The sequence below is a fragment of the Enterobacter sp. SECR19-1250 genome, from assembly GCF_013391025.1.
GTDB lineage: Bacteria > Pseudomonadota > Gammaproteobacteria > Enterobacterales > Enterobacteriaceae > Enterobacter > Enterobacter cloacae.
In genome coordinates this window covers 1-3,245 of the sequence record NZ_JACASJ010000208.1, presented here as the reverse complement: position 1 = coordinate 3,245, position 3,245 = coordinate 1, and the positions used below count along the sequence as shown (strand labels likewise).

The 3,245-nt window shown below is 55.9% G+C and carries 2 protein-coding genes; one reads left to right on the top strand and one right to left on the bottom strand.

Annotated elements, in window-relative coordinates; genetic code table 11:
- Positions 1–148: 148 nt before the first annotated feature.
- On the bottom strand, positions 149–862 hold the full coding sequence (locus tag HX884_RS25795) for a DUF554 domain-containing protein (RefSeq protein ID WP_045293747.1): 714 nt from the start codon (positions 860–862) through the stop codon (positions 149–151).
- Positions 863–1,044: 182 nt separating this feature from the next.
- Here HX884_RS25795 and HX884_RS25790 point away from each other — a divergent pair, with 182 nt between their 5' ends.
- On the top strand, positions 1,045–3,180 hold the full coding sequence (locus HX884_RS25790) for an ornithine decarboxylase (RefSeq protein WP_045293749.1): 2,136 nt from the start codon (positions 1,045–1,047) through the stop codon (positions 3,178–3,180).
- The last annotated feature ends 65 nt before the right edge of the window (positions 3,181–3,245 follow it).

Genomic DNA, 3,245 nt, shown 5'->3' with positions numbered 1-3,245 from the left:
CCAAGGACACGGGGATTTTCAATCCCCTGCTCTACCGACTGAGCTATCCGGGCAACGGGGCGCATTAAACCCGATTCACTCTCCGCCGTCAACGAAAAATGTTGTTTTCGTTACAGGATGCACAATCTCTCACCAGTTCGTCGCAATCTTAAGCGAAAAAGTGGGTCCACAGCGCGGAAAGCGGCATGGCGAGCAGCAGGGCGGGCAGCATATTCACCACCGCGAACATCTTGATCCCGCAGATGCGCAGCCCTGTTGCCAGCAGGAGTAGACCGCCAACGGCGGTAAAATCCGCCATCATCGCGGGCGTGGTCAGCGGAAGGATCAGGGTGGCGCAGGTGGCAAGCGCCAGCTGAATCAGCAGCATTGGCACACAAATCGCGGCCACCGCGATACCGAGCGTGGTGGCAAAAATCGTAGCGGTGAAGAAATCGAGAAACGCCTTCGCAATTAAAATGCTGGGGTCACCGGTCATCCCTTCCTGCATCGAACCGAAAATCCCGGTGCCGCTGGCGCAAAAGAGAATAATGATGGCAACGTAGTTTTGAATAAACGTCTCATGGGTGCCGTGTTTGGCTTTGCCCGGACGGGTTATCAGGTTTTTCGCTTTGCTGACCGCGTTGTTAATCCCCTTTTCCAGATAACAAAACTCGCCAATTAGCGCCCCGAGCAGGGTGGCCAGCACCATAACCGGCAGGTTGGCGCATTTGATCACCAGCAGAATGCCAATCCCGAGGGAGGCCAGGCCAAAAATGGAGGGCATAGAGACGCGAATACGCTCCGGTAATCGCTGACTTAACACTGCTCCGAGTACGCCGCCCAGCAATACGGCACTCGCGTTGATAAATGGCCCGATAACCACGGAAAACTCCTGTTACTTAATCATAGGTATTGCATGATTATGACACGCCAGCGCTTTTTTACGCTTAGCTTTGGGTGGTGAAGTGCATACTGATTCCTTCTTGCACCTCAAAATAAAAGGTGACATTATTGCGCGAATTTTCTCCTCCCTGTCTCACCGTTCGGTGAGGGTATATAGCGCCTATGAAAACCATGAAAATCGCCGTCAGCCGTGAGCTGGTTTCCACTGTGTCCACGCATCGCGAAAAGGTGACGCTGGATAACACTGATTTTACCGATGTGGCGGCAGTCGTCATTACGCTCGCGGAGAGTCGCAGTGGCATTCTTGCGTTGCTGAAACGCACGGGCTTTCATTTACCGGTCTATTTATTCTCGCAAGAGCCGACGGACGTGCCCGATGGCGCCACGGCTGTCATCTCGGGTAAAGCGCAGGAGTTCCTGGAACTGGAATCTGCCGCCAGTCGTTACGAAGAGAACCTGTTACCGCCGTTTTTCGACACCCTGAGCCAGTATGTTGCAATGGGCAACAGCACTTTTGCCTGTCCGGGCCACCAGCACGGGGCGTTTTTCAAAAAACACCCGGCGGGACGACAGTTCTATGACTTCTTTGGTGAGAACGTTTTTCGCGCCGATATGTGCAATGCCGACGTGAAGCTCGGCGATCTGCTGATCCACGAAGGTTCCGCCAAGCATGCGCAAAAGTTCGCCGCGAAAGTGTTCAACGCGGATAAAACCTACTTCGTGCTGAACGGTACGTCGGCGGCCAACAAGGTGGTGACCAACGCGCTGCTGACCCGTGGCGATCTGGTGCTGTTTGATCGCAATAACCACAAATCCAACCATCACGGGGCCCTGATTCAGGCGGGCGCGACGCCGGTGTATCTGGAAGCGGCGCGTAACCCGTTTGGCTTTATCGGTGGGATTGACGAACACTGCTTTGACGACGCGTACCTGCGCAATCTGATCCGCGACGTTGCGCCGGAGAAGGCAGACGAGACCCGCCCGTTCCGCCTGGCAGTGATCCAGCTTGGCACTTACGATGGCACGATCTACAACGCCCGTCAGGTGATCGACAAGATCGGCCATCTGTGCGATTACATCCTCTTTGACTCTGCCTGGGTGGGCTACGAGCAATTTATTCCGATGATGGCGGAAACCTCCCCGCTGTTGCTGGAGCTGAACGAGAACGATCCGGGCATTTTCGTGACCCAGTCGGTGCATAAACAGCAGGCCGGGTTCTCGCAAACCTCGCAGATCCATAAAAAGGATAACCACATCCGGGGTCAGGCGCGTTTCTGTCCGCACAAACGCCTGAACAACGCATTTATGCTGCACGCCTCCACCAGCCCGTTTTATCCCCTGTTTGCGGCGCTGGATGTGAACGCAAAAATTCACGAAGGGGAGAGCGGACGCAGGCTGTGGGCGGAGTGCGTCGAGCTGGGGATTGAAGCGCGTAAGGCGATCATTGCAAATTGCCATATGATCAAACCGTTTATTCCGCCAGTGGTGGCAGGCCGTCCGTGGCAGGATCATCCAACTCAGGCCATCGCCAGCGAACGTCGCTTCTTCAGCTTTGAGCCGGGGGCGAAATGGCACGGATTTGAGGGTTATGCCCGCGATCAGTACTTTGTCGATCCATGCAAGCTGCTGCTGACCACGCCGGGCATCGATGCTGAAACCGGGGAATATACTGATTTCGGTATTCCGGCGACCATCCTTGCGCACTATCTGCGGGAAAATGGCATCGTGCCGGAGAAGTGCGATCTGAACTCGATCCTCTTCCTGCTGACGCCTGCCGAAAGCAGCGAGAAGCTGGCGCAGCTGGTGGCGATGCTTGGCCAGTTTGAACAGCATATTGAAGATGATACGCCGCTGGCGGACGTGTTGCCGACCATCTATCAGAAATACCCGGTACGCTACCGGGATTACACGCTCCGCCAGCTGTGTCAGGAGATGCACGATCTCTACGTCAGTTTTGATGTGAAAGATCTGCAGAAGGCGATGTTCCGCAAGGAGAGCCTGCCCGCGGTGGTGATGAATCCGCAGGATGCCAATCAGGCGTACATTCGCGGGAACGTGGAGCTGGTGCGCATCCGTGATGCGCAAGGGCGCATTGCTGCTGAAGGCGCGCTGCCGTATCCGCCTGGTGTACTGTGCGTGGTGCCGGGAGAAGTCTGGGGCGGGGCGGTGCAGCGCTACTTCCTTGCGCTGGAAGAGGGGATTAACCTGCTGCCGGGCTTCTCGCCGGAGCTGCAGGGCGTTTACAGCGAAAAGGATGCCGACGGGATTAAGCGGCTTTATGGGTATGTATTGAGATAGTGCGGGCTGTTGCCCTCACCCTAACCCTCTCCCACAGGGCTGAGGGTTCCCCAGAAAAATGAAAA